Here is a 26,158-nt window from a genome sequence, read left to right as displayed (position 1 = left end):
TTGGCCCTTCCGGGCGGCGTGTTTGCTCTTCCGGGCGGCGTGTTGGCTCTTCCGGGCGGCGTGTTTGCTCTTCCGGTACACCACTCACCTGCACAACCGCCGCCCGGCAACGGAACCCGACCCGACAGCCGCCCCAGCCCTCCCCCGCACCCCGATACACAGCCCAGTTCTGCGGCCGATCAGGCGGAGTCAAGGTACTCTTTCCCGCCTTGACACCGCCTGCTCGGCCGCAGAAACAGATGAAAAATCGGGGCGGCCCAATCGGGGCGTAGCGAAGCGAAGCCGGCGCTCCCAGCCGCGCGCAGCGCAACAACCCGCGTAGCGCCCACCCGACGAAAAGCGGCCCGGCGAGACCACATTGGACTTACCGGGCCGCGTACTCCGTGGTGGGAGAGAACTACTTGCCGAACGCCTCGGCAACCTTGTCGCCCAGGGTCTTGTCCACGTTGCGCCAGTACTCGAACACCCGCTCCAGCACCGGTTCCGAAACGCCGCCCTTCGCGTGGCCGATGATGTTCTGCGCGAGCCGCTCACGCTGCTCGTCGTCCATCACCTTGCGTACCAACGTTCCCGCCTGGCCGAAGTCGTCGTCCTCGGCGTGCAGCTTGTAGGCGCTGCGGATGACCTCGTCCTCGACACCGTAGGCCGAGGCGGTCTCACCGGCGTACGCCGCGTCAGCGTGCGGGCCGCCGAACGAGTTCGGTGCGTACACCGGGTTGCCCGGGTTGCGGTAGGCCATCGCGCCGTCGCGGGAGTAGGTGTTCACCTCGGACTTGGGCGCGTTCACCGGCAGCTGCGCGAAGTTCGCGCCGATCCGGTAGCGGTGCGCGTCCGGGTAGGCGAACAGCCTGCCCTGCAGCATCTTGTCCGGCGACGGGCCGATGCCGGGCACCAGGTTCGTCGGCGCGAAGGCGGCCTGCTCGATCTCCGCGAAGTAGTTCGACGGGTTGCGGTCGAGCACGTACCGGCCGACCTTGATGAGCGGGTAGTCGGCGTGCGGCCACACCTTCGTCAGGTCGAACGGGTTGAACCGGTAGTCCGCCGCCTCCGCGTACGGCATGACCTGGACGTAGAGCGTCCAGCTGGGGTGGTTGCCCTGCTCGATCGCGGTCCACAGGTCGCGGATGTAGAAGTCCGAATCCGCGCCCGCGATGCGGTCGGCCTCGTCCTGCGGCAGGTAGCCGATGCCCTGGTCGGTCTTGAAGTGGTACTTCACCCAGAACTTCTCGCCGCCCGCGTTCTCCCACAGGTAGGTGTGCGAGCCGAAACCGTCCATCTCACGCCAGTTCGACGGGATGCCGCGGTCGCCCATCAGCCAGGTGACCTGGTGCGCCGACTCCGGGCGCAGGGTCCAGAAGTCCCACTGGATGTTGTGGTCGCGCAGGTGGTTGTCGGCGCGGCGCTTCTGCGAGTGGATGAAGTCCGGGAACTTGATCGGATCGCGGATGAAGAACACCGGCGTGTTGTTGCCGACGAGGTCGTAGTTGCCCTGCGAGGTGTAGAACTTCACGGCGAACCCGCGCGGGTCGCGCCAGGTGTCGGGCGAACCGTTCTCGCCTGCCACCGACGAGAACCGGATGAGGCTTTCGGTGCGGGCACCCGGCTGGAACAGGGCGGCCTTCGTGAACTGGCTGACGTCCTCGGTGACCTCGAGGAAACCGAACGCACCGCCGCCCTTCGCGTGCACCACGCGCTCCGGGACGCGCTCGCGGTTGAAGTGCGCGTTCTTCTCGATGAGGTAGTGGTCCTGCAACAGGATCGGGCCGTTGGCGCCGATCGTCAGCGAATCGTTGTCGCTGGCGACCGGGATGCCGACGTTGTTGGTGGTCGGCTTCGTCACGCCGACACCTCCTTGTCGTGGTGGATGGTGGAACAGGCCGGACACAGACCCCAGAAGACGACCTCCGCCTCCTCCACCACGAAACCCGCGGTGTCGGACGGCGCCAGGCAGGGCGCGGCACCGTGGACGCAGTCGACGTCCTCGGCCCGGCCACAGCCGCGGCAGACGAGGTGGTGGTGGTTGTCCCCGGTTCGCGTCTCGAACCGGGCCGGGTGACCGGCCGGTTCGATGCGCCGCACCAGCTCCGCGTTCGCGCAGGCACGCAGGACGTCGTAGACCGCCTGGGCCGACACGGAACCGAGCACCACACGAACACCCGCCGTGACCTGCTCGGCGGTGCTGTGCGGATGCCCGGCGAGCCACTCCAGCACGGCGACCCGCGGAGCGGTGATCCGCAGGCCGGCGGCTTTGAGCTGGTCCCGCACGGGGCTGACTGGGTGAGGCATCGACATCCACAGTGCCCGCTAATCTGGAATCAGTCAAGAAAAAATCTGGAACGACTCCAGACAACTCACCACTCCGGGTGACCTCGCCCCAGGTCGGCCGCAGAAAAGGACTTGCACGCCCGTGCCAAAGTGGGAGCGTGCCCCTCCAGCCGTACCGCCGCGTCCTCGCCGTGCCCGGCGTGCCGACGGCGATGCTGCTGTTCTTCCTCACCCGCCTGCCGATGACGGCCACCGGCATCACGCTGACGCTGCACGTGGTCAGCGACCTCGGCCGCGGCTACGGGCAGGCCGGCCTGGTCGGCACCGCGACGATGCTCGGCAGCGCGCTCGGCGCCCCGCTGGTCGGCCGGATGATCGACCGCCACGGCCTGCGCCCGGTGACCGCGGTCTGCGGTTCGACGTCGGCGGTGTTCTGGCTCGCGACCCCGCACCTGCCGTACGCGGCGCTGCTCGCGACGGCACTGCCCGCGGGGATGCTCGTGCTGCCCGCCAGCTCGATCGCCCGGCAGGTCCTCACCGCGCTGGTGCCGCCGGAGTCGCGGCGCTCGGCGTACTCGCTCGACTCGGTCCTGCTCGAAGCCTCGTTCATGATCGGGCCGAGCGCCGGGATCGCCCTGTCCACGCAGGTGTCCTCGACGCTCGCGCTGAGCGGGATCGGCGTGTGTTTCGGCCTCGGGACTCTCGCGCTGTACTGGTTCGACCCGCCTGTCCGGCACGAGGCCGAGGCGGTCAGCGCGGAGCGGCCGCCGATGCGCGAATGGCTCACGCCGCGGCTCGTCGGCGCCCTGCTGGTCGCCGCGGGCGCGTTGTTCTGCCTGATCGGCACGGAACTGGCGACGCTCGCCGCGCTGCGGTCGACCGGCGAGGTGGGCTGGACGGGCGTCGTGATCGCGGTGATGTGTGTCGCGTCGGTGATCGGCGGGGTCGTGCACGGCGCGGTCCGGCGGTCGCTGTCGCAGGCGCGGCTCATGCTGCTGCTGACCGTGCTCGTGATCCCGGTCGGGTTCGCCACCGGGCTGCCGTGGTGGCTGCTGGCGCTCGCGCTGGTGCCGACGAACCTGGCCTGCGCGCCGACGCTCGCCTCCACCGCGGAGGAGATCACCGGCCTCGCGCCGCCTCGGGTTCGCGGTGAGGCGATGGGCCTGCTCGACTCGGCGACCCGGCTCGGCATGGCCGCGGGCAGCCCGGTGGTCGGGTTCGTGATCGACCACAGTGGCCCCGGCTGGGGTTTCGCGGCGGCAGGCGTGTTCGGGCTCGGGTTCGCGCTGGTGGCGTTCGCGCTGCGCCGTCGCACGGTCCACGCGCCCGCTGCGGCTGCGCTGTGAATGACCGGTTTGACCGGTAAGTGAGGAACGCAGGCGGTGTGATCACGCGTTGGCGTAGACATGAGGACCACCGGCACCGCACTGGAGATGTCGATCGGACCGCGGGCGCTGCTCGTCATCGCCGGGCTGCCGGGCTCGGGCAAGAGCACCCTGCTGCGCAGCACACAGGCCAGTCGCCCGGTCGAGGTCCTCGACTCCGACCAGATGCGGGACCGGCTCGCCGCCGCCCTGCCGCCGGGCACGCCGTACCGCCGCTACCGCCCGGCGGTGCACGTCCTGCACCGGCTGCGCGTGGTGCTGGCCGCGATCCGCACGCCCGGCCCGGTCGTCGTGCACGATCCGGCGACCGGCGCGGCGACCAGGGCGTGGCTGGTGCTGACCGGGCTGCTCACCGGACGGCGACGGCACCTCCTGTGGGTGGACTGCACGCCGGAGGAGGCGCTGACCGGACAGCGGACGCGCGGCCGCGTGCTGCGGTCGGCGTCGTTCTGCCGCCACCTCCGGCGGCTGCCGCGCGTGCGTGCCCTGCTCACCGAAGGCAAGCGCCGCGGCTGGAACGAACTCACCGTCATCGACCGTGACACCGCCGCCCGCGGCCTGCACCTGATCGTCGCCTGACCCGCGCGCCGCCCCGAGCGGCCAACACGCCGACCGGGACGGCCAACACGCGGACCGGAGCGGCAAACACGACGACCGGAGCGGCAAACACGACGACCGGAGCGGCAAACACGGCGACCGGGGCGGCCGACGCGGCGCGGGTCAGGCGATGGCGTTCAGTTCGGTGAGGGCGTCGGCGGGCAGCTCCAGCGTGGCGGCCGCGACGTTTTCGCGGAGGTGCGCCGCGGAGGAGGTGCCCGGGATGAGCAGGATGTTCGGCGAGCGCTGCAGCAGCCACGCCAGCGCGACGGCCATCGGGGTCGTGCCGAGGCGGGCGGCGACGTCATCGAGCGTCTTCGACTGCAGCGGCGAAAAACCGCCGAGCGGGAAGTACGGCACGTACGCGATGCCCTGCGCGGCCAGCGAGGCGACCAGGTCGTCGTCCTCGCGGTGGGCGACGTTGTAGCCGTTCTGCACGCACACGACCGGCGCGATCGACTGCGCCTGCGCCACCTGCTCCGCGTTGACCGTGCTGATTCCGAGGTACTTGATCAGCCCCTCCTGCCGCATCTCGGCGAGCGCGGTGAACGGCTCGGCGATCGAGCCGGGCACCGCCGAGTGCCCGTCGTCGCCACCACCGACGCGCAGGTTGACCACGTCGAGCGCGTCGACGCCGAGGTTGCGCAGGTTGTCGTGGACCTGGGCACGCAGCTGTTCGGGCGAGCGCTCGTGCACCCAGCCGCCGTCGGCGTCGCGCACCGCGCCGACCTTGGTCACCACGACCAGCCCGTCGTAGGGGTGCAGGGCCTCGCGGATGATCTGGTTCGTGATGTGCGGGCCGTAGAAGTCGGCCGTGTCGAAGTGGTTGACGCCCAGCTCGACGGCCTCGCGCAGCAGGGCGACCGCGGCGCCGCGGTCGGCGGGCGGGCCGAGCACGCCCGGTCCGGCCAGCTGCATCGCGCCGTAGCCCATGCGGCCGACCGTCACGTCCTGCGTCATCGTGAAGGTCCCGCCGGCCAGTGTGTTCGCTGTCATGGAACTTCCCTCCTGGATTTCCTGCTGAACTCCACGATGCCCGCGCGGCGAAGGAGCAGGCAGTTCCCAGTCGATCCTAGGAGTCGCGGGGACACCCACGCCCGGTGGCCCACCTATACTGGGTCGCTCGTATTGGAAAGGGGATCGGGTGCCCAGACAGGTGGACCACGAGGCGCGGAAAACGGCGATCGCCCGGGCGCTGTGGCGGGTGGCCGAAGCACGCGGGCTGGACAGGGTGAGCCTGCGCGAGGTCGCCACGGAGGCCGGGATTTCGCTGGGCCAGCTCCAGCACTACTTCGCCAACCGCGACGAGATGATGATCTTCGCCATGGAGTTCATGGGCCGCAAGAACGTGGAACGTGTCGCCGCGCGGATGATGACCCTCGCCGAACCGACGCCGCGGGCCCGGCTCCGCGCGATCGCCCACGAGATGGTGCCGATCGACGACCGCGCCGAGGCCGGCAGCCTGATGCAGCTCAGTTTCCTCCTCGAATCCGCCCGCAACGAGTCCCTGCGCGACTTCGCCACGCGACAGGCCGCGGGCCTGCGGAACACTCTCGAAGGCATCGTCGCGCTGGCCATCCGCTCCGGCGACCTGTCCGCGGACTGCGACCCGGCCGAGGAGGCCGCCCTGCTCATCGCGCTGGCGCAGGGTCTGCGGTCCGACTTCCACCTCGGCGCCCTCACCGCCGAGCAGACGGTCGCGCTGATGGACCGCTACCTCGACCGGCTGTTGATTCAAGTCAACTGACTTGCTAACCTCGTTTTCCAGACAGATGACTTGGAAACGGGGGACTCGTGAACCGGTTACGGCCACCACGGCACGGGGTGCACCCGGCGGCCCGCCGCTGGTGGACCGTGCAGGCCCTGCTGGTGCTGTCCGGCCCGGCGCTGCTGACCGCGCTGACGCTGGCGATCCTGGCGCTGCTGTTCTTCCCCGGCGCGCTGGTCTGGCTCGGTCCGCTGCTGCTGGTGACGCTGGTGCTGCCCGCCATCGCCTACCTGACCGTGATGCCGCGGTGGCGGTACCGGGTGCACGCGTGGGAGCTGGGCGAGTTCGCCGTCTACGCGGCGAGCGGCTGGTTCTGGCAGCGGCGGCGGATCGCCCCGCTGTCGCGCGTGCAGACGGTCGACGTCGTGCGCGGGCCGGTCCAGCAGTCCTTCGGGCTGGCCACCATAGTCGTCACGACGGCGTCGACGGCCGGGAACGTCAAGATCGCCGGCCTGTCGGACGAGGACGCCGAGCAGATCGCCGCCCGCATCGGCGAAGCCGCCCAGGCCGTGCCCGGGGAGGCGACATGACCTGGCAGCGTCCGCACCCGAGAAGCCTCCTTGTCGACAACGCGTGGCTCGCCGCCCCGCTGGGGTCGGCCGCGCTGACCCTGCTGGCGACCGGCGGCCGCGGCAATCCCCAGATGTGGATCACCCTGGGGACGATCGCGATCGTGTTCGCCGTGATCACCGCGTGCGGCATGCTCCGCCGCCGCGTCACTCGGTACCGGGTCACCGGCGACGCGTTCGAACTCGTGTCCGGGCTGTTCACCCGCCACGTGCGGAAGGTCCCGCTGACCAGGATCCGCAACGTCGACCTCACCGCCCCGCCGGTCCACCGCGTGCTCGGGCTGGTCGTCGTCCGCGTCGGCACCGCGGGCGAGGGTGAACTGCGGCTGGACGCGCTCGACCGGCCCGCGGCGGAGGCGCTGCGGGCGCGGCTGGCGCGCCCCGAACCGTCGGACGAGCCGGTGCTCGCGACGTGGAACCCGCGGTGGATCCGGTACGCGCCACTGACCTTCTGGGCGGTCGGCGGGGTGTTCGTCGCGGCCGGTTCGCTGTACCGCGTGCTGGACGGTTTCGGCATCGAGCCGTGGCGGATCGGCGTCGTGCGGGAAGCGTTTTCCGCTTTCGGCGCCAGCGCGCTGTGGCTCACGATCCCAGTGCTGCTGCTGGGAATCCTCATGCTCGGTAGCGCCGGCGCGGTCGCGCTGTACATCGAGAACTGGTGGCGCTTTCGCGTCGAGTGGACGGGTGCGGGTGCGCTGGGAGTGCGCCGGGGCCTGTTCACGACGCGCTCGGTAACGATGGACCGGGCGCGGCTGCGCGGGGTGCAGCTGGCCGAACCGCTTCCGCTGCGCGCGGGTGGCGGCGCGAAGGTCTCCGCGGTCGCGGGCGGCCTCGGTGACGAGGACGAAACCCGGCACCGCAGTGCTGTCCTGCCTCCCGCGCCGCTGGCCGAAGCGCTGCGAGTGGTGCGGCGGGTCGCAGGGCACGCCGTGTTCGGCCGCACGCTGATCCCGCACCCGCCGGTCGCGCGGCGTCGCCGGTTCCGGCGCGGAATGCTCTTCGTGGTTCTGCCGCTCACCGCCGCGATGGTCGTCCCGGGCGTGGTGTTCGGTCCCGGTTACCTCCTCGGCGGCGCCGCGTTCCTGGCGCTCGCGACACCGGTCACGGCCTGGCTGGCCCGCGACGCCTACCGCAACCTCGGGCACGGCTTCGACGAGGAGTTCCTGATCGCCCGCGCCGGCACGTTCACCCGCCGGACCACGGCCCTGCAGCGGTCCGGGGTCGTCGCCTGGACCTTCACCTCGTCCCCGTTCACCCGCCGGGCAGGTCTGGTCACCCTCACCGCGGCGGTGGCCGCGGGCGAGCAGGGCTACCGCATTCCGGACCTGGACACCGCACACGCCGAGGAGTTCGCCGAGACCGCGGCACCCGGGATCCTCACCGAATTCCTGGCACCCGCGTGGGAAAGCGCATTCACGCAGCCGGCGGGGACCGCCTACGTGCAGGCCTGACGCAACCGGTCCAGGTTGGCCGCGTTGGTCTGGATCCAGTCGTTGACGTCGGACAGGCCCTGCGACTTGCGCTGCTCCAGCGCGACGTAGGAGTCGGCGATGGCGAACAGGTTCTCCTTGAGCGTCTGGTCGGCGACCTGGTTGCCGAGGTCCCGCAGCTCGCCTGCCTTCTGCTGGGCCTGGTCGGCCACCTCCTGCGCCGTGGCGTTGGGGTTCAGGTTCGCCAGCCCGAGCGCCTGCGCGCAGGCACTGGCCCGGTCCGCCGTCTCGGCGGCTTCCGCACATCCGGCCAGCACGACCGCGATCCCGACCATTCCGAGCACCCGCGCAGTTCTCATATCGCCCAAACTACCGGGTCACTCGTCCTGTCCGGCAGCCTTCCACCAACGCACCCCGACGACCAGCCCGAACGCGGCGACGACGCCGAACAGGACCCAGCCGACCGGGAAGCCACCGCCGCCGCTCGACGACTCCTGCGCCGCGGGCACCACCGCGGGGTTGCCGCTGACCAGCGCGACGCGCACGGACAGGTCCTCGTGCGGCTTCGGCCCGACGTTCACCGGGCCCGCGCACCCGTCCTCGCCCGCGGCGAGCCGGAAGTCGCGGTATGCCTCGCCCAGGTCGAAGCACACCCGGTAGGTGCCGTCGGGCAGGTCGTCGAGCAGATAGGAGCCGTCCGCGGCGGTCCGCGTCGTGGCGACGGGCCTGCCCTCGGTGTCCGTCATCGTCACCGCGACCCCCGCCGCACCCGGCTCGTCCGGGTCCTGGGCGCCGTTGCCGTCGCGGTCGACCCACAGCAGGTCACCGACCCGGTTGCGGGCCGGGAGCAACCCGACACCGACGGTGTTGTCCTCCCTGCTCCCCACGCCGACCGAAACCGGCCTGGTGCAGCCGGTCGCCAGGTCCACATCGGAGTCCTTCGTGGACTCGCCGGCGCGCGGGCGCGTGAACTGGTAGCCGGTGACCGGGGACGGCAGCGCGGCACGGTCCACGCACACCTGGTAGGTGCCGTCCGGCATTCCGGAGAAGCGGTACTGCCCGTCCGCGCCGGTCGTCGTCGTGCTCTCCTCGGTGCCGTCCGCGCGGAGCAGCTTGACCGGCACCCCGCTCGGCCCGGACTCGGCCGCGTCGGCGATGCCATTGCGGTTCGTGTCGGTCCACACGCGGTCGCCGATGCGGTTGGGCGGCGCGGCCAGACCGACGTTGAGCGTGGTTTCCTCGCGTTTGCCGAGGCCGAGCGTGACCACGGACGTGCAGCCGGTCGCCGGGTCGGCGCCGGAGGCCGCGCTCTTGGGCACCGGCGTGAAGTCGGCGGCGGAGGGCGGCAGGTTGGCCAGGTCGAAGCACACCGCGAACGAGCCAGACGGCAGGTCGTCGAAGGCGTAGCGCCCGTCCGGTCCGGTGGTGGTCATCGCGAACTGCGTGCCGTCCTCGCTGCGCAGCTTGACCGGCACCCCGGCGATGCCGGGCTCGATCGCACCGGCCTGGCCGTCGCCGTCGTCGTCCTGCCACACCAGCGCGGCGATGCGGTTGACCGGCGGGGCGAGGCCGGCGTCCAGCGTGAGGTCCTGGGTGCGGTCCGGTTTCAGCTCGGTCGGCGCGGTGCAGCCGGTGGCCGGGTCGGGCGCGGAGTCCTGACCGGGGTTGCCCGCGCGCGGCTTCGTGAGCTGGTAGTCGCCGTACTGGGGCGGGAGCTCCGCGGTGTCGAAGCAGACCTGGTAGGCGCCGTCGGGCAGGTGCGAGAAGGCGTACTGCCCATGCGGGCCGGTGCTGGTGCCCGCGACCGGGGTGCCGTCCGCCTTCTGCAGCCGCACCCCGATGTCGGCGATGCCCGGTTCGCCCGGGTCCTGCAGGCCGTTGCGGTTGACGTCGGCCCACACCACGTCGCCGACGCGGTTGAGCCCGCCGACCACGCCCGCGTCGACGGTGTGGTCCACCGATCCGGGCGGACCGACCGTGACCCGCACCGTGGCCGCCGATGGGTCCACATCGGAGTCGAGTGACTGGTCACCCGTGCGCGGGGTGGTCCACTTGAGACCGTCGACGGGCGGGGAACCGGGCAGCGCCGCGGTGTTCACGCCGCCGAAGTCGAAGCGCACGGTGTAGCAGGTGTTGGGCTGGAGTCCCTCGGCCGGGCCGAACAGGTAGCGCCCGGCGCCGTCGGTGGTCTTCTCCGCCAGCGGCGCACCGCCGCCGTCGCAGGCGAGTAGCTGCACCTTCACGCCGGGCAGCGGCGGCTCGTCGCCGTCCTGGACGCCGTCGCCGTCGGTGTCGAACCAGGTCCGGTCGCCCAGCTGGACGGGCCCGTCCATGGCGCCGACGCCCATCGTCAGCGTCACCGCCTTGCCGCCGCTGACGTCGACGAACTCGGTCAGACTGGCCCGGTTCGCGTCCTCGGCGGCCGGTTTGAGGTCGGACATCGACGCCGGGATCGAGGCGTCGACCCGGTACTTCCCGCCGGACAGCGGGGCGGTGGCCAGCTGCGCGGCGCCGTCCGGTCCGGTGACGCCGCTGACGCTGGCGCCGCTGGGGTCGGTGGCGACCACCAGAATGCCGCCGACCCCTGCCTCACCCCGGACGACCCGCACCGTGAGCGGACCGTCGGTGTCGTCCGCGCTCGCGACGAGCAGCGGCGCGCTCATCCCGAGCAGCGCCACCGCGCACACCAACGCGGCCAGGACATGCCTTGCCACCGCGAGCTCCCCGACGTTTCCCCTGCCATTGACAGCGCCCACCCTAGAAGCGCATTCAGGTCAGAACCGGGAAAAGTCGTCTCTCCATCGGGTGATTTCGGGACGGTCAGGGCAACTCTGCGTATTTGATCACTCGAACTCGGGAGCCAGCTTCTCCGCGATTTCGTACGTGTTCAACGCCGCGCCCTTGCGCAGGTTGTCGCCGCACACGAAGAAGTCCAGCGTGTTCGGGAAGTCCAGCGCCTGCCGCACCCGGCCCACGAAGGTCGGGTCACCGCCGACGACCTCGGCCGGGCTCGGGAACTTCCCGTTCTCCGGGTCGTCGACCAGCACGATCGACTGCTGGGCCTCGAACACCTTGTGCGCGGCCTCGACCGTCACCTCACGCGCGAAGGTCGCGTGCACCGCCAGCGAGTGGGTGGTGACGACCGGGACGCGGACGCAGGTCGCGGACACCTTGAGGTCCGGAATGCCGAGAATCTTCCGCGATTCGTTGCGGACTTTCAGCTCCTCGGAGAACCAGCCGTCGCCCTTGTAGGAACCGGCGGCGGGAACGACGTTCAACGCCAGCGGGGTCCCGGCGAACGGAGTGTCCGAAAGCGACAGACCGGCGCCCTCCAGCTCGGCCCGCACGTCACCGGCCTTCGCGCCGAGGCCCTTGCCGGACACCGCGGCCAGTTCGGCCTGCAACCGGTCGATGCCGGGCTGGCCCGCCCCGGAGGCCGCCTGGTAGGACGCGACGACCAGCTCGGTCAGGCCGAACTCGCGGTGCAGCGCACCCAGTGCCGCCATCATCGACAGCGTCGTGCAGTTCGGGTTCGCGATGATGCCGCGCGGCCGCTCACGCGTCTTGTCGGCGTTGACCTCGGGCACCACCAGCGGCACCTCGTCGTCCATCCGGAACGCGCCGGAGTTGTCGACCGCGACCGCGCCACGCTCGGCCGCGACCGGCGCCCACTCGGCGGAGATCTCGTCCGGCACGTCGAACATCGCGACGTCGACGCCGTCGAACGCCTCCGGGGACAGCGCGATGACGGTCAGTTCCTCGCCGCGCACGGTGATCTTCTTGCCTGCCGACCGCGGCGAGGCGATCAGGCGGATCTCGCCCCACGGCACGCTTTCGCGCCCGTTGATGATGTCGATCATGACGGTGCCGACCGCACCGGTCGCGCCGACCAGAGCCAATGTGGGTGCCATCAGCGACCACTCCCCGCGTAGACAACGGCTTCCTCGTCGCCGCCCAGTTCGAACGCCTCGTGGATCGCGCGCACCGCGTCGTCCAGCTGCGCGTCGCGGATCAGGACCGAGATCCGGATCTCCGAGGTGTTGATGATTTCGATGTTGACGCCGACCTTGGCCAGCGCCTCGCAGAAGGTCGCGGTGACGCCGGGGTGCGAGCGCATGCCCGCGCCCACCAGCGACACCTTGCCGACCTGGTCGTCGTAGAGCACGGAGTCGAACTCCAGCTCGCCCTTCAGCTTCTCCAGCTCGGCGACGGCCTTGGGACCGTTCGCCTTGGACAGTGTGAAGGTGATGTCGGTGCGGCCCGCGGTGTTGGAGATGTTCTGCAGGACCATGTCGATGTCGATCTCGGCGGCGGCGATGACCCGGAAGATCCGCGCCGCGGCACCGGCGTGGTCGGGCACCCCGGTGACGGTGACCTTGGCCTCCGACCGGTCGTGCGCCACACCGGTGATCAACGCTTGTTCCACGGGGATCTCCTCAATCGAACCGGCCACGGTGGTGCCCGGCTTGTCGCTGTAGGACGAACGGACGCGCATCGGCACGCCGTAGCGGCGGGCGTATTCGACCGAGCGCAGGTGCAGGATCTTCGAACCGCTCGCGGCGAGTTCGAGCATCTCCTCGTACGGGATGGTGTCGAGTTTGCGTGCGTTGGGGACGATCCGCGGGTCGGCGGTGTACACACCGTCCACATCGGAGTAGATCTCGCACGCGTCGGCGTCGAGCGCCGCGGCGAGCGCCACCGCGGTGGTGTCCGATCCACCGCGGCCGAGCGTGGTGATGTCCTTGGTGTCCTGCGAGACGCCCTGGAACCCGGCGACCAGGGCGATGTAGCCCTGGTCGAGCGCCTCGGTGACGCGGCTGGGCGTGACGTCGATGATGCGCGCGTTGCCGTGCACGCCCGTCGTAACGACGCCCGCCTGGGAACCGGTGAACGACCACGCCTCGAAACCGTGTGCCGAAATCGCCATCGCCACCAGCGCGTTGGAAATGCGCTCGCCCGCGGTGAGCAGCATGTCCATCTCTCGTTCCGGCGGCACCGGGTTGACCTGCTGTGCCAGGTCGAGCAACTCGTCGGTGGTGTCACCCATCGCGGAACAGACGACGACCACGTCGTTGCCCGCCTTCTTGGTGTTCACGATCCGCTCGGCCACGCGCTTGATGCGATCAGCGCTCTCCAGCGACGAACCGCCGTATTTCTGGACCACGAGCGCCACTTGTCTGCCGACCTCCTATTTCGCACCTTTCGGGAGAGCCTACCGGGGGTTGCGGCCCTGGCCACCCCGTTGTGTGGCTCCGGCCACTGCCCCTGGGCAAGCGCGTGGGAAAATGACTAACCTTTCCTGCCTGACTTTTCAAAACTGAGCCAAAGGCGAAGGTGTGGGGGCGACGAGCCAGACCGCGGCACGACCGGTTCAAGCGGGCCCTGGCCTGCCGCTAAACCTCGCGGACCGGCTGTTGAGACGAAGGGCACTCCTGCTGCCCGCGGCCGTCTACCTCGGTGTGCGGGCTCTCGGTGTTGCGGTGCTCACGGTCTTCGCCGCGCTGCACGACACGAGCCTGCTCGCCGGGATCTCCGCCTGGGACGGCCAGTGGTACCTCCGGATCGCCGAGCACGGCTACGAACTGGGTCCCACCACGGACGCCCTCGGTCACCCGAACCCGTTCACGCCGCGGGCGTTCTTCCCCGCGTACCCGTTCCTCGTGCGGCTGGTGTCGGCGGCGGTCGGGACCACGGCGGCGGCGGTCCTCGTCTCGCTGGCCGCGGGCCTGTGCACCGCGTACGGCCTGGCCCGGTTGGGGCGCCTGGTGCGGGGCGGTTCGCGGCGGGCCGGTTACATCCTGGTGGCGTTGTTCGCGGCGACGCCGATGAGCGTCGTCCTGACCATGGCCTACACCGAGGCGCTGTTCTGCGCGCTCGCGGTGTGGACGCTGGTCGCGCTGCTCGAACGGCGATGGGAGCTGGCGGGCGTGTGCTGCGCGTTCGCCGGGCTGGTGCGCTCGTCGGCGCTCGCGCTGGTCGTGGCGGTCGCGGTGGTGGCGGTGATCGCCCTGGCGCGGCGCGAGGGTGGCGGCCGCCCGCTGGTCGCGCTCGCGCTGGCCCCGGCCGGGCTGTTCGGTTACCTGTGGTGGACCGGCATGCGCGTGCGGCCGGACTCGGGTTTCGAGGCCCAGCTGGCCACCTGGTCCGATCTGGAGTGGCAGGGGTGGCGAACCCGGTTCGATGGCGGGGCGTCGACGGCGCGGTTCGTGTTCGACGCCCTGACCAGCGCAGACTCGGCGATGAGCGTGCTGACGGTCGCGGTGATCGCCGGTGCGCTGATCGGCATGGCGTTGCTGGCGCGACGCGAGACGGCGCTGGTGGTGTACGCCGCCGGGATCCTCGTGATGGCGCTCGGGTCGAGCGCGCTGATGCACGCCAAGCCACGGCTGCTGCTGCCCGCGTTCACGCTGCTGGTGCCGGTGGCGATCGCGCTGGCGAAGCGGCGGACGAACACCGTGCTGTGGGTCTGCGCGGGCGTGGCGCTGGCCAGCGCGTGGTTCGGCGCGTTCGCCCTCACGGTCTGGAAGTATGCGATCTGATGCGTGAACCGCGAGGGGGAATCATGGCCGAGCCCGACGACGCCGACAGCTACGTCACCATCGTCGATCCGGAGATGAACAACGGCAGGCCCGTGCTCCGGTTCGTCCGGACGACGCCGCGGGACGCGGCCGCGGTCGTCGCGATCTGGTGCAAGACCGGTTATGTCCACGCGGGCGGACTGGGCGACACGAACGGCGTAGTCATCAACTTCGGGCTGGTCGCGAAAGCCGTGACGACCCCGGGCAGCCAGTTCCGGGACGCACCCATGGGCGTGGTGCCGCTCCAGCCGTCCGCCGCCGACATCGCGAAGGCACATGCGGCACTGGCCCGTCACAGCGAACTCTGACCTGATCGGAAGTAGGCGATCCGATGCGGAAACCAGCCGATTCCAGCGCACCCCTGTCCGAGCCGATCGCGCAGCGGTGGAGCCCGCGGGCGCTCGACGAGACGCGTGAGGTCAGCTGGGAGCAGCTGCGCGCCCTGCTGGAGGCGGCCAGGTGGGCGGCGTCGTTCGGCAACACCCAGCCTGCCCGCTTCCTCGCCGGCCGCCGTGGTGACGCGACCTTCCGGCAGATCCTGGGCACGCTCACCGAGCGGAACCAGGCGTGGGCGCACCGGGCGGGCGCGCTGCTGGTCGCGATCGCGGTGACGCGCAACGAGAAGGGCGAGATCCCCTACGCCGAGTACGGGCTGGGACTGGCCGCGCAGAACCTGGTGCTGCAGGCCGTCGAGGACGGCCTGGTCGCGCACCAGATGGCCGGTTTCGACGCCGACGCCGTGCGTGAGGCGTTCGCCGTGCCCGCGGACGCGGTGCCCCGGGTGGCGATCGCGGTCGGCCACGCCGGGGACCCGGCCCTGCTCGGTGTGGAGAAGCTGGTCTCCCGCGAACAGGCACCCCGTCAGCGGCTCCCGCTGGGCGAAATCGCCTACACCGGTGAGTGGGGCATGCCCGCGTTCTAACTCGCGGTGAGCGCGGATTTCCGTCCGATCAGGAACCACAGCGCGCTGCCCAGGTAAGGCGCCACCAGCACGAACACCACCCAGACGAGCTTCATGCCGCCGGACTGCGGTGAACGCAGGATGCTCACCAGCGCGCCGATGATCAGGACCACGCAGGCGAGCACCAGCGCGATGATCAGCGCGGCCAGCACGTAGTTCCACGGCTTGTCGATCATGGGTTCCTTCCCTCAGGACGCGACCGTGACCGCGTCGGACATGGCGGTGGCGTGGCCGCCCGCCGAAGTCGCCGTGGCCCGGCAGGCCACCGCGCTCCCGGCCAGGTCGGCGGTCACCGTGAACGTGCTGTCGACGGCACCGTCGATCGGCGTGTAGAAGACGAACCCGTCGTCGACGTGCTGCCGGTACCACTCGTAGGTCACCGAGTCCGGGCGCCCGCGCCATGCGGGCGGCTCGCAGGTCACCGTGCGGCCGGCCGCGGCTTCGCCACGCACGACGGACGGGCCGAGCGGCACCGGCGCGACGGCGAGCCGGGGCGACAGCGCCCACTCCCGCACCCGGCTCACGTCCGTGAACGCCGCGGGCGCGGGCTGTCCACACGCCAGACCCCGCACCTCGCCCGCGAAACTCGTGATCCCGGCCTGCACGGTGCCGTCGAGCATCAGCGGGCCACCGGAGTCGCCGGGGCACACCGTCGTCTCCGGCGTGTCCCCGCGGGCGCACAGCATCGACTCCTCCTCCAGGACGCCGCCCAGCTCGGTGGAGCAGGTGGCATCGTCGATGGTGGTGAACGAGCCGCGCCGCAGCACGTCGGTGTCACCCGGCTGGGCGGGCGTGCGGGTCAGCCCGTGACCGAAGACCGCGGCGGGAGTGCCCGGCGCGGGGCCGCTCCTGGCCAGCTTGACCGGCGCAACGTCGAAGACGGGGTGCTCCAGCACGAGTACGGCGGCGTCGTCGTCGACAGCGGAGGCGGCCGGATCGTCCGGCAGATCGGGTGACGGGATCAGCTCAAACCCGGGATGGGTCGCGACGCCGCGGACCGGCAGTCCGGGACCGGTCACCTTCGTGGTGTCGGCGGCTCCCAGGTACACCTCGACGCGGCCGGCGTCCTTGCCGTCGGCGCAGTGCCCGGCGGTCAGCACCCGGTCCGGTGCGATCAGCGTGCCTCCGCAGAACGCGCGCCGGTTCAACGGCTCGTCGCCGGGGAAGGCGACGGTGGCCATCCACGGCGCCGCGGCCGGGTCCGGCACCTCGGTGCCGCCGCTGACGGCCCGTGCCGGAGCGGCCGTGACCAGGGCGATTCCGCAGGCCAGGGCGAGCGCGGTGATGCGATGCGTCATGGGTCCCGACGCTAGGGACCGCACGTCCGGCGGACATCGCACGACCCGGCAGTCGATCTACGACTTTCGGCCGGGTTTCACACCAGCCCGGCGTCGTGCACGGCGATCGCGACCTGGGTGCGGTTGCCCGCGCCCAGCTTCGCCATCGCGTGACCCAGGTGCACCTTCACGGTCGACTCGCTCAGGTACAGCTCGGCCGCGATCCGGCTGTTGCTCAGCCCCCGCCCGACGGCCAGTGCGACGTCGCGTTCCCGGTCGGTCAGCGTGCCGACCCGGTCGAGTGCCTCCGCGCTGCCGCGCGTGAAGTGGGTCAGCAGGCGTTTGGTCACCTTCGGCGAGATCATCGCCTCGCCCCTGGCGACCACGTGCACGGCGTGCACCAGCTCGCGCGGCGGGATGTCCTTGAGCAGGAACCCGGCGGCGCCCGAGCGCAGCGCGGTGTGCACGTACTCGTCGAGGTCGAACGTGGTCAGCACGACCACCACCGGGGCGTCGGGCAACGCGGTCACCTTCGCCGTCACCTGGAGCCCGTCGACGTGCGGCATCTGGATGTCGGTGAGCACGACGTCGGGCCGGTGCCGGGACACCAGGTCCAGCACACCCGTCCCGTCGCCCGCCTCGGCGACCACCTCGATGTCCGGATCGGACTCGAGGATGAGTCGCAGCCCGCCCCGCACGAGTTCCTCGTCGTCCAGCAGGAGAACCCGTACCGTCACCCGTCCTCCTCGTCCCTCACGAGCGGAAACACGGCCCGCACGAGGAAACCGTCCCCGGACCGGCCGGTGTGGACGGTACCGCCGGCGAGGCCGACCCGTTCCCGCATCCCCACCAGTCCGAAACCGGAACTCGGCAGCTCGTGCGCGGGCGGGCGCGCACCGGACCCGTCGTCGGCGACCTCGACGGCCAGCTCGTCCCCGCGCACCGCGACGGCGACCCGCGCCCGCGCCCCCGGTGCGTGCTTGCCGATGTTCGTCAGTGCCTCCTGCACCACCCGGTAGGCCGCGCGGGCGACCGGAACCGCCACCTCCGGCACCGGATCGGGCAGGTTCAGCTCGGCACGCGTGCCCGCCGACCGCGCGTCGTCGACCAGCGCGGGCAGGCCGTCCAAGCCGGTCGGCGGATGCACGTCCGCCGCACCGTCCCGCAGCACACGCAGCACCTCACGCAGTTCGGTCAGCGCCGCCGTGCTGTTCTGGCGGATCACCTCCGCCGCGGCGGCGGCCTGCTCGTCCGCACAGATCACGGTCAGCGCGCCCGCCTGCACCGCGATGACGCTGACGCGGTGCGCCACCACGTCGTGCATCTCGCCCGCGATGCGGCGCCGCTCGGCCACCACCGCACGCTCGGTCAGCAGGTCGCGCTCCCGCTCGGCCTGCTCCGCACGCTCGCGCAGGGCCGTGAGCAGCTTGGCCCGCTGGTGCACCCAGAGCCCGGCCAGCAGCGGGACCAGCAGGAACATGCCCGCGGCCAGCAGCACGTACGGCCAGTCGTCGCTCCAGCGGATCTCGGCCGGGATCAGGAACGCGGCGACCGCGACGACGGCACCGGCCGCGGTCGGCCAGACGGGCCCGCGGCGCGAGGCCAGCGTGTAGACGGCGACGACGAGCGGCAGCGGGCTGGCGCCGGCCACCAGCGCCGCACCGACGACCACGACCGCGGCCAGCGGGTACCGGCGCCGGGCCAGCAGCGCACCGAACACGGCGACCGCGACGGCGGGCGGCCAGGCGATCGGCGCGCTCACCTTGGCGATCGCGAGCCAGGCGAAGAACGCGGCCACCGCGACGTCGAAGACCAGCGAACGCGGTCCGCCTGCCCAGCGGACGATCGGTGCCATCGGCGATCAGGAGGTGACGCCGCCGACGCGCCGGATGATGCGGGTGACGATCGAGGACACGACGAGCCAGAAGATCGCCGCGATGCCGTAGTTCACCAGGATGCGCAGCTTTTCGTCGGCGGGCTCGAACAGGTCCTTGAAGCCCAGCGCGAGACCGTCGGACCAGTCGCGGACGAACGAGACGATGCCGTTGTCCGGGTTGGCGCCGCCGACGACGAAGATCACGTGCAGCACCAGGATGAGCGCGAAGATCAGGCCGACCCAGCGCACGATGCCCGCGAGCAGGCCGACCACCTGGTCCTTCGCGCGAGCCCAGTTCACCTGGCGCCTGGCGCGCGGCTGCTCGTCGGGTTCGGCGACGTCGCTCTTGCCCTCTTCGGCGTGCTCGGCCATGTCGCCGAGTTTCCCACGCGCGGACGCCCTTGGCTACCTGCCAGTAACCGTCGGGGGTCTCGACGGGGTCACTTTTCACGATCATCGGCGCGGGGCTACAGTGGAACCGTGGCGCGTGCTCTCCTGCTTCGCTGCCGCGACGGGGCCTGATCACGGCCGGCCCCCCGTCGCGGGGCTTTGTCACGTCGCCGGTCGCCCGATCACCCGGCAGGAGAATTCCCCAGCATGACCACGCCCGAACCCATTTCGAACCGCGTACGCACGCCGTCCCGTCCGGCTCCGGCCGACCAGCCCGCGTGGAACCCGCAGCGCGGTAGTTCGTTGCCGGTGCACCGGTACCAGCCCTGGTACAAGCTGGTGGAGGACATCCGGCTGCCGGATCGCACGTGGCCGGACAAGCACATCGAGCGTGCGCCGTTGTGGTGCGCGGTGGATCTGCGTGACGGCAACCAGGCCCTGATCGATCCGATGTCGCCCGCCCGCAAGCGCAAGTTCTTCGAGTTGCTGGTGCGGATGGGGTACAAGGAGATCGAGGTCGGGTTCCCGGCGGCGAGTCAGACCGATTTCGATTTCGTGCGGGAAATCATCGAGGACGGCGCGATCCCGGAGGACGTGCGGATCCAGGTGCTGACGCAGTGCCGTCCGGAGCTGATCGAGCGCACCTTCCAGTCCCTGGAGGGCGCGCCGCGGGCGATCGTGCACATCTACAACTCGACCTCGATCCTGCAGCGGCGGGTGGTGTTCCGGGAGGAGCGCGAGGGCATCAAGAAGATCGCCCTGCAGGCAGCGGATCTGGTGGTGGAGTACGCGCAGAAGTACTCCGACACCGATTTCCGCTTTCAGTACTCGCCGGAGTCCTACACCGGCACCGAGTTGTCGTACGCGGCGGAGGTGTGCAACGCGGTCACCGACATCTGGCAGCCCACCCCGGAGCGGCCGGTGATCCTGAACCTGCCCGCCACCGTCGAGATGGCCACCCCGAACGTCTACGCGGACTCGATCGAGTGGATGAACCGCAACCTGGAACGCCGCGATGGGGTGATCCTGTCGCTGCATCCGCACAACGACCGGGGCACCGGGATCGCCGCGGCGGAGCTGGGCTACCAGGCCGGGGCGGACCGCATCGAGGGATGCCTGTTCGGCAACGGTGAGCGCACCGGCAACGTGGACCTGGTGGCGCTGGGCATGAACATGTTCAGCCAGGGTATCGATCCGCAGATCGACTTCTCCGACATCGACGAGGTCAAGCGCACCGTCGAGTACTGCAACCAGCTGCCGGTGCACGAACGTCACCCATGGGGTGGTGACCTGGTGTTCACCGCCTTCTCGGGCAGTCACCAGGACGCGATCAACAAGGGTTTCGACGCGCTGCGCCGCGCCGCGGACAAGGCCGGCGTGCCGTTCGAGCAGTACCCGTGGGAGGTGCCCTACCTGCCCATCGACCCGAAGGACGTGGGCCGCAGCTACGAGGCCGTGATCCGGGTCAACTCGCAGTCCGGCAAGGGCGGGGTGGCCTACATCATGAAGACCGAGCACCAGCTCGACCTGCCCCGCCGCCTGCAGATCGAGTTCTCCCAGGTCATCCAGCGCTACACCGATTCCGAAGGCGGCGAGGTCGACCCGCGGACCATGTGGGACGCCTTCGCCAAGGAATACCTGGAAACCGAAACGCCGCTGCAGCTGATCAACCAGCACGTCACCGCCAACGGCGACTACCAGTTGCGCGCCACCGTCCGGGTGGACGGCGAGGAACAGGACATCACCGGCTCGGGCAACGGCCCCATCGCCGCCTTCTTCGACGCCCTGTCCACCGTCGGCTACGACCTGAGGCTGCTCGACTACAGCGAACACACCCTCACCCCCGGCGACGACGCCCGAGCAGCCTCCTACATCGAATGCGCCATCGGCGACAAGGTGTTCTGGGGCATCGGCATCGACCCGTCGATCGTGACGGCGTCGCTGCGGGCCGTGGTATCGGCCGTCAACCGCGCCCACCGCTGAGCGGCCAACCGGCAACGCAAGTCGAACCGAGACGTGCCCGGACCTCCCCCGCCCCTCATCCCAAGCCCGCTTCGGTCGCTGACCAGCGGAGTCAAGGCACGCTTTCCCGCCTTGACGCCGCTGCTCAGCGACCGAAACCATCCGCGACGAGGGGCGGGGGAGGTCGAACCCAAGCCGACCGACTACCGGCCGCCCACGCCACCAGCGGTCACCTCGCCAGCCGAAGGCGCGAGTTCAAAGATCAAAAGAGTCCTCGCCGGACGGGCTGGCTCCGGGATGACCAGGGCTTTCGCAGTCCGGCTCACCTCGGGCAGGGGGTCGCTGGGCGGTCATCCCGTCGCCTGATCTGAGGCCTATCACTGTGAGCCAGACGGCCTCAGGCGACGGGATGACCACCCGGCTCGGGTTTTCAAGCAGCTCGCCGACGCTCGCCTGCTACGCCTTCGTCGTCACCTCGGCCGCCTCGGCGTGCAGGAGGTCCAGCACGGTGGCCACCGCCGGGCGCGTTCCGGCGCCTGTGCGCATCACCGCTTCGATATGGCGCGCCGCGCGGATGCCTGCCAGCGGGCGGCGCACCAGGCGGCGTGAGCCGACCCCCGTCAGGTACCTCGGCAGCAGTGCGATGCCGTGGCCGGCCGCGACCAGTGCCTCGATCACCCGGAAGTCGTTGATGCGCTGCTTGATCTCCGCTCGCACCCCGGTCCGCACGGCCAGTGAGCGCAGTACGTCGTCGACCGGGAAACCCACGTCGACCGAGATCCACTGCTCCCCGGCGAGATCGGTGAGGCCCACGCGGCGGCGTCGGGCGAGGCGGTGGCCGGGTGGGAGCGCCACGTCCAGCGGCTCCCGCAGCAGGTGCACGACGTCGAGACGCGCGGGCGGGAACGGTGCGGCGTGCTCGTCGCGGTGGGTGACCACGATGTCGAAGTCCGCCACCAGTTCCGGCACCTCCGCCGGTGTCATGTCGACATCCCGGATCTCCACCTCAAGGCTGTCGCGCCCGGCGACCCGGTGCAACAAACCTGGCAGCAGCATCAACGCGGCCGACGGGAAGATCGCGACCCGCACCCGGCCCCGCGGCGCACTGCGGAAGGCGTCCAGCTCGGACTCGGCCCTCTCCAGCGCCGCGATCACCTCGTCCGCGCGCACCACCAGCGCACGGCCCGCGTCGGTGAGCCGCAACCCGCGCCCAGCCGGCTCGGTGAGGACCAGCCCGACCTCCGCCTGCAACGCTCTGAGCTGCTGCGACACCGCCGACGGCGTCAGGTGCAGGGCACGTGCCGCGGCCGTCACGCTGCCGCGGTCGGCGAACTCCCGCAGCACCCGCAACCGACCGATGTCCATGTAGCGAATCTACACAGTCCCTGCAAATATTCTCGCTTGTCCTTCATAGTTGCAGCAGGGAAGCTCGAAGAGTGCCGACTCGCGACCGTCTCCTCGCTCTGTTCGTCGTCGTCCTGTGGGGCCTCAACTTCATCGCGATGCACCCGATGCTCGAACACTTCCCGCCGCTGTTCGCCGGGGCGCTGCGCTTCGCCGTGATCGCGATTCCCACGATCCTGTTCATCCCGCGTCCGAAGGTGCCGCTGCGCTGGCTGATCGGCTTCGGGCTCGGCTTCGGCACCGGCCAGTTCGCGTTCCTGTTCCTCGCACTGACCCACGGGATGCCGACCGGGCTGGCGTCGCTGGTGCTGCAGGCGTCCGCGCCGCTCACCGTCCTGCTCGGCGGGGTCTTCCTGCGCGAACCACTGTCGGCACGACAACTCACCGGCATCCTCGCCGCGGTCGCCGGGATGGGCGTGATCGCCTGGCACCGCGCCGAAAACGCCGTCCTGTTCCCCGTCGTGCTGACCCTGCTCGGCGCGTTGTGCTGGGCGTCGGGCAACATCTGCTCCCGCAAGGCGCTCCAGCACGACAGCGCCCCCAACCCGGTCCACTTCACGCTGTGGATGTCGGTGGTGCCGCCGATCCCGATGTTCGCGCTGTCGACGATCTTCGAGGGCCCGTCCACGCAGTGGCAGTCGCTGGCCACGCTCGGCACCGCGGACGGACTGGCCGGGCTCGCCGGGTTCGCCTACGTCGTGCTCATCGGCACGGTACTGGGGTCGAGCATCTGGACCGTCCTGATGCGGCGCAACCCGGCCAACGTCGTCGCGCCGTTCTCGCTGCTGGTGCCGGTCGTCGGCATGACCTCGGCGTTCCTGCTGCTGGACGAGACACCGGCGCTGGTCGAGGTGCTGGCCGGGGTGGTCGTGGTCGCCGGGGTGCTGTTCGGTTCGCTGCCGAGGCGTCAGCGCTCGGCCGGCGCGCTCTCCACCGAACTCGTCTCGTCGTGACGGCGGCCCATCCGCTTCTTGATGACGAGACTGATCACCACGCCCACCACGACGGCCAGGCCCAGCGCGAGGTAGGAGAACCGGGACAGCCACTTCTCCGCGACCACGCCGAGCGAGTACACCAGCGCCGTCGTGCCGCCTGCCCAGACGATCCCGCCGAGCGCGTTCGCGACGAGGAAGCGCGGGTAGTGCATGTGCAACGACCCGGCGAGCGGACCGCACAGAATGCGCAGGATCGCGACGAACCGCCCGAAGAAAACCGCCCACATGCCCCGTTTCCGGAACATTCGCTCAGCGGCGTGCACATGGGACGGGCCGAAATGCTTCGGAAACTTCCGGCCCGCCCAGTCGAAGAGGCGCTGACCGCCCTTCCGGCCGATCAGGTACCCGATGCTGTCACCGGCGATCGCGCCGGCACTGCCGAGGATGCCGATCATCCACGGGTTCAGCCCGTCGTGCTGCGATGCCAGGAGAGCCGCGCTGACCAGCACGATCTCTCCCGGCAACGGGATCCCGAGGCTTTCGAACCCGATCACGAGCCCGACCGCGAGGTAGACGGCCAGCGGCGGGACCGTCTCCAGCCACGCGTCGATGTGCAACGGAAAAGCCCCCTGTCGGATACCCCGGCGGAATTGTCAGCCAGGGTACCCGGATCAGGGCTCCAGCATTTCGGCGACCGAGGCCGCCTGCGGAAAGACCGCGTCCGACGCCTGCGCGGTGACCAGTTCCGGTTTCACCTCGTGCGGCGTGATCCGGCCGGCCTGGATGTCCTCCGCCCAGTGGCACGCCACCCGGTGTCCCGCGGCCAGCTCCCGCAGCGCGGGCCGCTCGGTGTCGCACCTGGTCTCCTGCCGCCACGGGCAGCGGGTGTGGAACCGGCAGCCCGACGGCGGCGCGGCGGGCGAGGGCAGGTCCCCGGCGAGCAGGATCTGCTCCCGGCCGTCCTCGACCACCGGGTCCGGCACCGGGATCGCCGACAGCAGCGCCCGCGTGTACGGGTGCAACGGCTCGTCGTAGAGGGTTTCCGCGTCGGTCTCCTCGACGAGCGCGCCCAGGTACATCACGCCGATGCGGTCGGAGATGTGCCGTACGACCGCGAGGTCGTGGGCGATCACCAGGTAGGTCAGGCCGAGCGAGTCCTGCAGTTCCTCCAGCAGGTTGATCACCTGCGCCTGCACCGACACGTCCAGCGCGGACACCGGCTCGTCGGCCACGATCAGGTCCGGCTCGACGGCCAGCGCCCGCGCGATGCCGATGCGCTGACGCTGCCCGCCGGAGAACTCGTGCGGGTACTTCCGCAGTGAGCTCTCGGGCAGTCCGACCGCCGCGAGCAGTTCGCGCAAACGCTTGCGCGTGCTCTCCCTGCCCTTGTCCAGGCCGTGCGCCCGCATGCCCTCGACCAGGATCGACTCGACCGACTGCCGCGGGTCGAGGCTGGACAGCGGGTCCTGGAAGACCATCTGCATCCGCCGCCGCATCTTCCGCAGCGACTCGCCCTTGAGCGTCGACAGGTCGGTGCCGTCGAACACGGCACGCCCGCCGGTCGGCTCGACCAGCCGCAGCAGGCTGCGTCCGAGCGTGGTCTTGCCGCAGCCGGACTCGCCGACCAGCCCGTAGGTCTCGCCGCGCTGGATCACCAGGTCGACCCCGTCCACCGCGTAGACGTGGCCGACCGTGCGGTCCAGCACGATGCCGCGCTTGATCGGGAAGTGCACCTGCAGACCTTCCACGGTCACCAGCGGTTCGGACATCAGCGCACCCCCTCTCCCGCGGCCACCAGGCCGACCGGATTGTGGCACCGCAGCATCCCGCCGGTGTCGGGTTCGAGTTCCGGCGTCACCGCACGGCACCGCTCCAGCGCGTTCGGGCACCGTGGCGCGAACGCGCACCCCTGCGACCACGGGATGTTGTCCGACACCGACCCCTTGATCGGCACCAGCTTCTCGCCACGCGGCGCGTCCAGCCGCGGGATCGAGGCGAGCAGCCCGTGCGTGTAGGGGTGCCGGGCCGAGGCGAACAACGCGTGCCGCTCGGCCCGCTCGACGATCCGGCCGCCGTACATGACGTTGACCTCGTCGCAGAGTCCGGCGACCACGCCCAGGTCGTGGGTGATCATGATCAGCGCGGTGCCGGTGTCGCGCACCAGCTCGGACAGCAGCGCCAGGATCTGCGCCTGGATCGTCACGTCCAGCGCGGTGGTCGGTTCGTCGGCGATCAGCAGCCGCGGACGGCAGGCCAGCGCGATCGCGATGAGCGCGCGCTGCCGCATCCCGCCGGAAAGCTGGTGCGGGTACTCCGACAGGCGACGATTCGGATCGGGAATGCCCACCCGGTCGAGCAGGTCCGCGGCCTCCACCCTGGCCTTCTTGCGTTCCATCTTGCGGTGCCGTTCCAGCACCTCGGTGATCTGCAGACCGATCGGGATCACCGGGTTCAGCGAGGACAGCGGGTCCTGGAACACCATGCCGAGGTCGCGGCCGCGCCGGTCACGCAGCTGTTTGTCGGACAGGTGCAGCAGGTCGGTGTCCTCGAAGAGGACCTCGCCCGCGACCTCCGCCCCACGTTTGGGCAGCAGGCCCATGATCGCCAGCGCCGTCACCGACTTGCCGCTGCCGGACTCGCCGACCAGACCGACCGTGCGGCCCGGCTCGACCTCGAACGAGACACCGTCGACCGCTGTGAACGGCCGGGTTCCCTTGCGATGGAAGACGACCGACAGGTCGCGTACTTGCAGAAGACTCAA

Annotated in this window: 26 protein-coding genes; 10 read left to right on the top strand and 16 right to left on the bottom strand. The window is 70.7% G+C overall.

Going from position 1 to position 26,158, the window contains the following annotated elements:
* Positions 1-397: 397 nt before the first annotated feature.
* Positions 398-1,840 carry a catalase gene (locus HNR02_RS11390; RefSeq protein ID WP_179773124.1) on the bottom strand — a complete coding sequence of 481 codons (1,443 nt, stop codon included), beginning with the start codon at positions 1,838-1,840 and terminating at the stop codon, positions 398-400.
* Positions 1,837-2,286, bottom strand: coding sequence for a Fur family transcriptional regulator (locus HNR02_RS11385; protein ID WP_179773122.1), 450 nt, complete (start codon positions 2,284-2,286; stop codon positions 1,837-1,839). Before HNR02_RS11385 ends, HNR02_RS11390 begins: the two co-directional genes overlap by 4 nt.
* Before the next feature lie 137 nt (positions 2,287-2,423).
* On the opposite strand from HNR02_RS11385, the gene HNR02_RS11380 reads away from it, so the two are divergent.
* A complete protein-coding gene (locus HNR02_RS11380; protein ID WP_179773120.1) occupies positions 2,424-3,611 on the top strand; it encodes an MFS transporter in 1,188 nt (395 codons plus the stop codon).
* A gap of 60 nt (positions 3,612-3,671) precedes the next feature.
* Positions 3,672-4,229 carry a P-loop nucleotide/nucleoside kinase family protein gene (locus tag HNR02_RS11375; protein ID WP_179773118.1) on the top strand — a complete coding sequence of 186 codons (558 nt, stop codon included), beginning with the start codon at positions 3,672-3,674 and terminating at the stop codon, positions 4,227-4,229.
* Between the two features lie 141 nt (positions 4,230-4,370).
* Here HNR02_RS11375 and HNR02_RS11370 read toward each other — a convergent pair whose 3' ends face one another.
* A complete protein-coding gene (locus HNR02_RS11370) occupies positions 4,371-5,243 on the bottom strand; it encodes an oxidoreductase (protein ID WP_179773116.1) in 873 nt (290 codons plus the stop codon).
* 148 nt (positions 5,244-5,391) lie between these two features.
* Between HNR02_RS11370 and HNR02_RS11365 the strand changes: the two genes are divergently transcribed.
* From HNR02_RS11365 to HNR02_RS11355, 3 genes are read left to right on the top strand one after another with little or no spacing between them, the layout of a single operon-like run.
* The gene (locus tag HNR02_RS11365; RefSeq protein ID WP_179773115.1) at positions 5,392-5,994 is read left to right on the top strand and encodes a TetR/AcrR family transcriptional regulator; all 603 of its coding nucleotides are present in this window, start codon (positions 5,392-5,394) and stop codon (positions 5,992-5,994) included.
* A 47-nt stretch (positions 5,995-6,041) separates the two neighbouring features.
* Complete coding sequence (locus HNR02_RS36460; protein ID WP_179773113.1) at positions 6,042-6,545, top strand: PH domain-containing protein; 504 nt, start codon at positions 6,042-6,044, stop codon at positions 6,543-6,545.
* Positions 6,542-8,035: a PH domain-containing protein gene (locus tag HNR02_RS11355; protein WP_179773111.1), complete on the top strand. Its 1,494-nt coding sequence runs from the start codon at positions 6,542-6,544 to the stop codon at positions 8,033-8,035. The genes HNR02_RS36460 and HNR02_RS11355 overlap by 4 nt, the downstream gene beginning before the upstream one ends.
* Here the strand turns inward: HNR02_RS11355 and HNR02_RS11350 are convergent.
* From HNR02_RS11350 to HNR02_RS11335, 4 genes are all read right to left on the bottom strand, one after another.
* Positions 8,020-8,373, bottom strand: a complete 354-nt coding sequence (locus tag HNR02_RS11350; RefSeq protein WP_179773110.1) for a DUF8711 family protein — start codon at positions 8,371-8,373, stop codon at positions 8,020-8,022. The two genes, HNR02_RS11355 and HNR02_RS11350, sit on opposite strands and share 16 nt — an antisense overlap.
* Before the next feature lie 18 nt (positions 8,374-8,391).
* Entirely contained in the window at positions 8,392-10,728 is a 2,337-nt protein-coding gene (locus HNR02_RS11345; RefSeq protein WP_312860974.1) for an SdrD B-like domain-containing protein, read from the bottom strand.
* A gap of 129 nt (positions 10,729-10,857) precedes the next feature.
* Positions 10,858-11,925, bottom strand: a complete 1,068-nt coding sequence (locus HNR02_RS11340) for an aspartate-semialdehyde dehydrogenase (protein WP_179773109.1) — start codon at positions 11,923-11,925, stop codon at positions 10,858-10,860.
* On the bottom strand, positions 11,925-13,187 hold the full coding sequence (locus tag HNR02_RS11335; protein WP_179773102.1) for an aspartate kinase: 1,263 nt from the start codon (positions 13,185-13,187) through the stop codon (positions 11,925-11,927). The genes HNR02_RS11340 and HNR02_RS11335 overlap by 1 nt, the downstream gene beginning before the upstream one ends.
* A gap of 241 nt (positions 13,188-13,428) precedes the next feature.
* On the opposite strand from HNR02_RS11335, the gene HNR02_RS11330 reads away from it, so the two are divergent.
* The 3 genes from HNR02_RS11330 to HNR02_RS11320 are packed head-to-tail and all read left to right on the top strand — an operon-like array spanning position 13,429 to position 15,514.
* Positions 13,429-14,553 (top strand): mannosyltransferase family protein, encoded by a 1,125-nt coding sequence (locus tag HNR02_RS11330; protein WP_246338541.1) that lies wholly within the window; start codon positions 13,429-13,431, stop codon positions 14,551-14,553.
* Positions 14,554-14,576: 23 nt separating this feature from the next.
* On the top strand, positions 14,577-14,900 hold the full coding sequence (locus HNR02_RS11325) for a hypothetical protein (protein ID WP_179773098.1): 324 nt from the start codon (positions 14,577-14,579) through the stop codon (positions 14,898-14,900).
* A 23-nt stretch (positions 14,901-14,923) separates the two neighbouring features.
* Positions 14,924-15,514 carry a nitroreductase family protein gene (locus tag HNR02_RS11320; RefSeq protein ID WP_179773097.1) on the top strand — a complete coding sequence of 197 codons (591 nt, stop codon included), beginning with the start codon at positions 14,924-14,926 and terminating at the stop codon, positions 15,512-15,514.
* Here the strand turns inward: HNR02_RS11320 and HNR02_RS11315 are convergent.
* The 5 genes from HNR02_RS11315 to HNR02_RS11295 form a co-directional block, all read right to left on the bottom strand.
* Positions 15,511-15,729, bottom strand: a complete 219-nt coding sequence (locus HNR02_RS11315; RefSeq protein ID WP_179773094.1) for a PLD nuclease N-terminal domain-containing protein — start codon at positions 15,727-15,729, stop codon at positions 15,511-15,513. The genes HNR02_RS11320 and HNR02_RS11315 overlap by 4 nt on opposite strands.
* A gap of 12 nt (positions 15,730-15,741) precedes the next feature.
* Positions 15,742-16,851 carry a S1 family peptidase gene (locus tag HNR02_RS11310; protein WP_179773093.1) on the bottom strand — a complete coding sequence of 370 codons (1,110 nt, stop codon included), beginning with the start codon at positions 16,849-16,851 and terminating at the stop codon, positions 15,742-15,744.
* A gap of 77 nt (positions 16,852-16,928) precedes the next feature.
* Positions 16,929-17,567 carry a response regulator gene (locus HNR02_RS11305; protein ID WP_179773092.1) on the bottom strand — a complete coding sequence of 213 codons (639 nt, stop codon included), beginning with the start codon at positions 17,565-17,567 and terminating at the stop codon, positions 16,929-16,931.
* Entirely contained in the window at positions 17,564-18,685 is a 1,122-nt protein-coding gene (locus HNR02_RS11300; protein WP_179773091.1) for a sensor histidine kinase, read from the bottom strand. Before HNR02_RS11300 ends, HNR02_RS11305 begins: the two co-directional genes overlap by 4 nt.
* A 6-nt stretch (positions 18,686-18,691) precedes the next feature.
* A complete protein-coding gene (locus tag HNR02_RS11295; protein WP_179773090.1) occupies positions 18,692-19,078 on the bottom strand; it encodes a hypothetical protein in 387 nt (128 codons plus the stop codon).
* Between the two features lie 225 nt (positions 19,079-19,303).
* Between HNR02_RS11295 and leuA the strand changes: the two genes are divergently transcribed.
* A complete protein-coding gene (leuA, locus tag HNR02_RS11290) occupies positions 19,304-21,079 on the top strand; it encodes a 2-isopropylmalate synthase (protein ID WP_179773089.1) in 1,776 nt (591 codons plus the stop codon).
* 435 nt (positions 21,080-21,514) lie between these two features.
* Here leuA and HNR02_RS11285 read toward each other — a convergent pair whose 3' ends face one another.
* On the bottom strand, positions 21,515-22,423 hold the full coding sequence (locus tag HNR02_RS11285; protein WP_179773088.1) for a LysR family transcriptional regulator: 909 nt from the start codon (positions 22,421-22,423) through the stop codon (positions 21,515-21,517).
* A gap of 71 nt (positions 22,424-22,494) precedes the next feature.
* Here HNR02_RS11285 and HNR02_RS11280 point away from each other — a divergent pair, with 71 nt between their 5' ends.
* A complete protein-coding gene (locus tag HNR02_RS11280) occupies positions 22,495-23,415 on the top strand; it encodes an EamA family transporter (RefSeq protein ID WP_179773087.1) in 921 nt (306 codons plus the stop codon).
* Here the strand turns inward: HNR02_RS11280 and HNR02_RS11275 are convergent.
* The 3 genes from HNR02_RS11275 to HNR02_RS11265 are packed head-to-tail and all read right to left on the bottom strand — an operon-like array spanning position 23,370 to position 26,158.
* The gene (locus tag HNR02_RS11275; protein ID WP_179773086.1) at positions 23,370-24,014 is read right to left on the bottom strand and encodes a DedA family protein; all 645 of its coding nucleotides are present in this window, start codon (positions 24,012-24,014) and stop codon (positions 23,370-23,372) included. The two genes, HNR02_RS11280 and HNR02_RS11275, sit on opposite strands and share 46 nt — an antisense overlap.
* Before the next feature lie 54 nt (positions 24,015-24,068).
* Positions 24,069-25,166 (bottom strand): ABC transporter ATP-binding protein, encoded by a 1,098-nt coding sequence (locus HNR02_RS11270; RefSeq protein ID WP_179773085.1) that lies wholly within the window; start codon positions 25,164-25,166, stop codon positions 24,069-24,071.
* Positions 25,166-26,158, bottom strand: coding sequence for an ABC transporter ATP-binding protein (locus tag HNR02_RS11265; RefSeq protein WP_179773084.1), 993 nt, complete (start codon positions 26,156-26,158; stop codon positions 25,166-25,168). The genes HNR02_RS11270 and HNR02_RS11265 overlap by 1 nt, the downstream gene beginning before the upstream one ends.

This window comes from Amycolatopsis endophytica (assembly GCF_013410405.1).
Lineage (GTDB): Bacteria > Actinomycetota > Actinomycetes > Mycobacteriales > Pseudonocardiaceae > Amycolatopsis_E > Amycolatopsis_E endophytica.
The sequence above is the reverse complement of the archived record's forward strand: the minus strand, read 5'-3'. Positions and strand labels throughout refer to the sequence as shown.

What these genes read in the sequence shown, in the direction of transcription:
- HNR02_RS11385 (WP_179773122.1), bottom strand. Translation starts at nt 2,286, where the DNA reads ATGCCTCACCCAGTCAGCCCCGTGCGGGACCAGCTCAAAGCCGCCGGC.
- HNR02_RS11375 (WP_179773118.1), top strand. Translation starts at nt 3,672, where the DNA reads ATGAGGACCACCGGCACCGCACTGGAGATGTCGATCGGACCGCGGGCG.
- HNR02_RS11370 (WP_179773116.1), bottom strand. Translation starts at nt 5,243, where the DNA reads ATGACAGCGAACACACTGGCCGGCGGGACCTTCACGATGACGCAGGAC.
- HNR02_RS11355 (WP_179773111.1), top strand. Translation starts at nt 6,542, where the DNA reads ATGACCTGGCAGCGTCCGCACCCGAGAAGCCTCCTTGTCGACAACGCG.
- HNR02_RS11350 (WP_179773110.1), bottom strand. Translation starts at nt 8,373, where the DNA reads ATGAGAACTGCGCGGGTGCTCGGAATGGTCGGGATCGCGGTCGTGCTG.
- HNR02_RS11340 (WP_179773109.1), bottom strand. Translation starts at nt 11,925, where the DNA reads ATGGCACCCACATTGGCTCTGGTCGGCGCGACCGGTGCGGTCGGCACC.
- HNR02_RS11325 (WP_179773098.1), top strand. Translation starts at nt 14,577, where the DNA reads ATGGCCGAGCCCGACGACGCCGACAGCTACGTCACCATCGTCGATCCG.
- HNR02_RS11320 (WP_179773097.1), top strand. Translation starts at nt 14,924, where the DNA reads ATGCGGAAACCAGCCGATTCCAGCGCACCCCTGTCCGAGCCGATCGCG.
- HNR02_RS11315 (WP_179773094.1), bottom strand. Translation starts at nt 15,729, where the DNA reads ATGATCGACAAGCCGTGGAACTACGTGCTGGCCGCGCTGATCATCGCG.
- HNR02_RS11310 (WP_179773093.1), bottom strand. Translation starts at nt 16,851, where the DNA reads ATGACGCATCGCATCACCGCGCTCGCCCTGGCCTGCGGAATCGCCCTG.
- HNR02_RS11300 (WP_179773091.1), bottom strand. Translation starts at nt 18,685, where the DNA reads ATGGCACCGATCGTCCGCTGGGCAGGCGGACCGCGTTCGCTGGTCTTC.
- HNR02_RS11295 (WP_179773090.1), bottom strand. Translation starts at nt 19,078, where the DNA reads ATGGCCGAGCACGCCGAAGAGGGCAAGAGCGACGTCGCCGAACCCGAC.
- leuA (WP_179773089.1), top strand. Translation starts at nt 19,304, where the DNA reads ATGACCACGCCCGAACCCATTTCGAACCGCGTACGCACGCCGTCCCGT.
- HNR02_RS11285 (WP_179773088.1), bottom strand. Translation starts at nt 22,423, where the DNA reads ATGGACATCGGTCGGTTGCGGGTGCTGCGGGAGTTCGCCGACCGCGGC.
- HNR02_RS11270 (WP_179773085.1), bottom strand. Translation starts at nt 25,166, where the DNA reads ATGTCCGAACCGCTGGTGACCGTGGAAGGTCTGCAGGTGCACTTCCCG.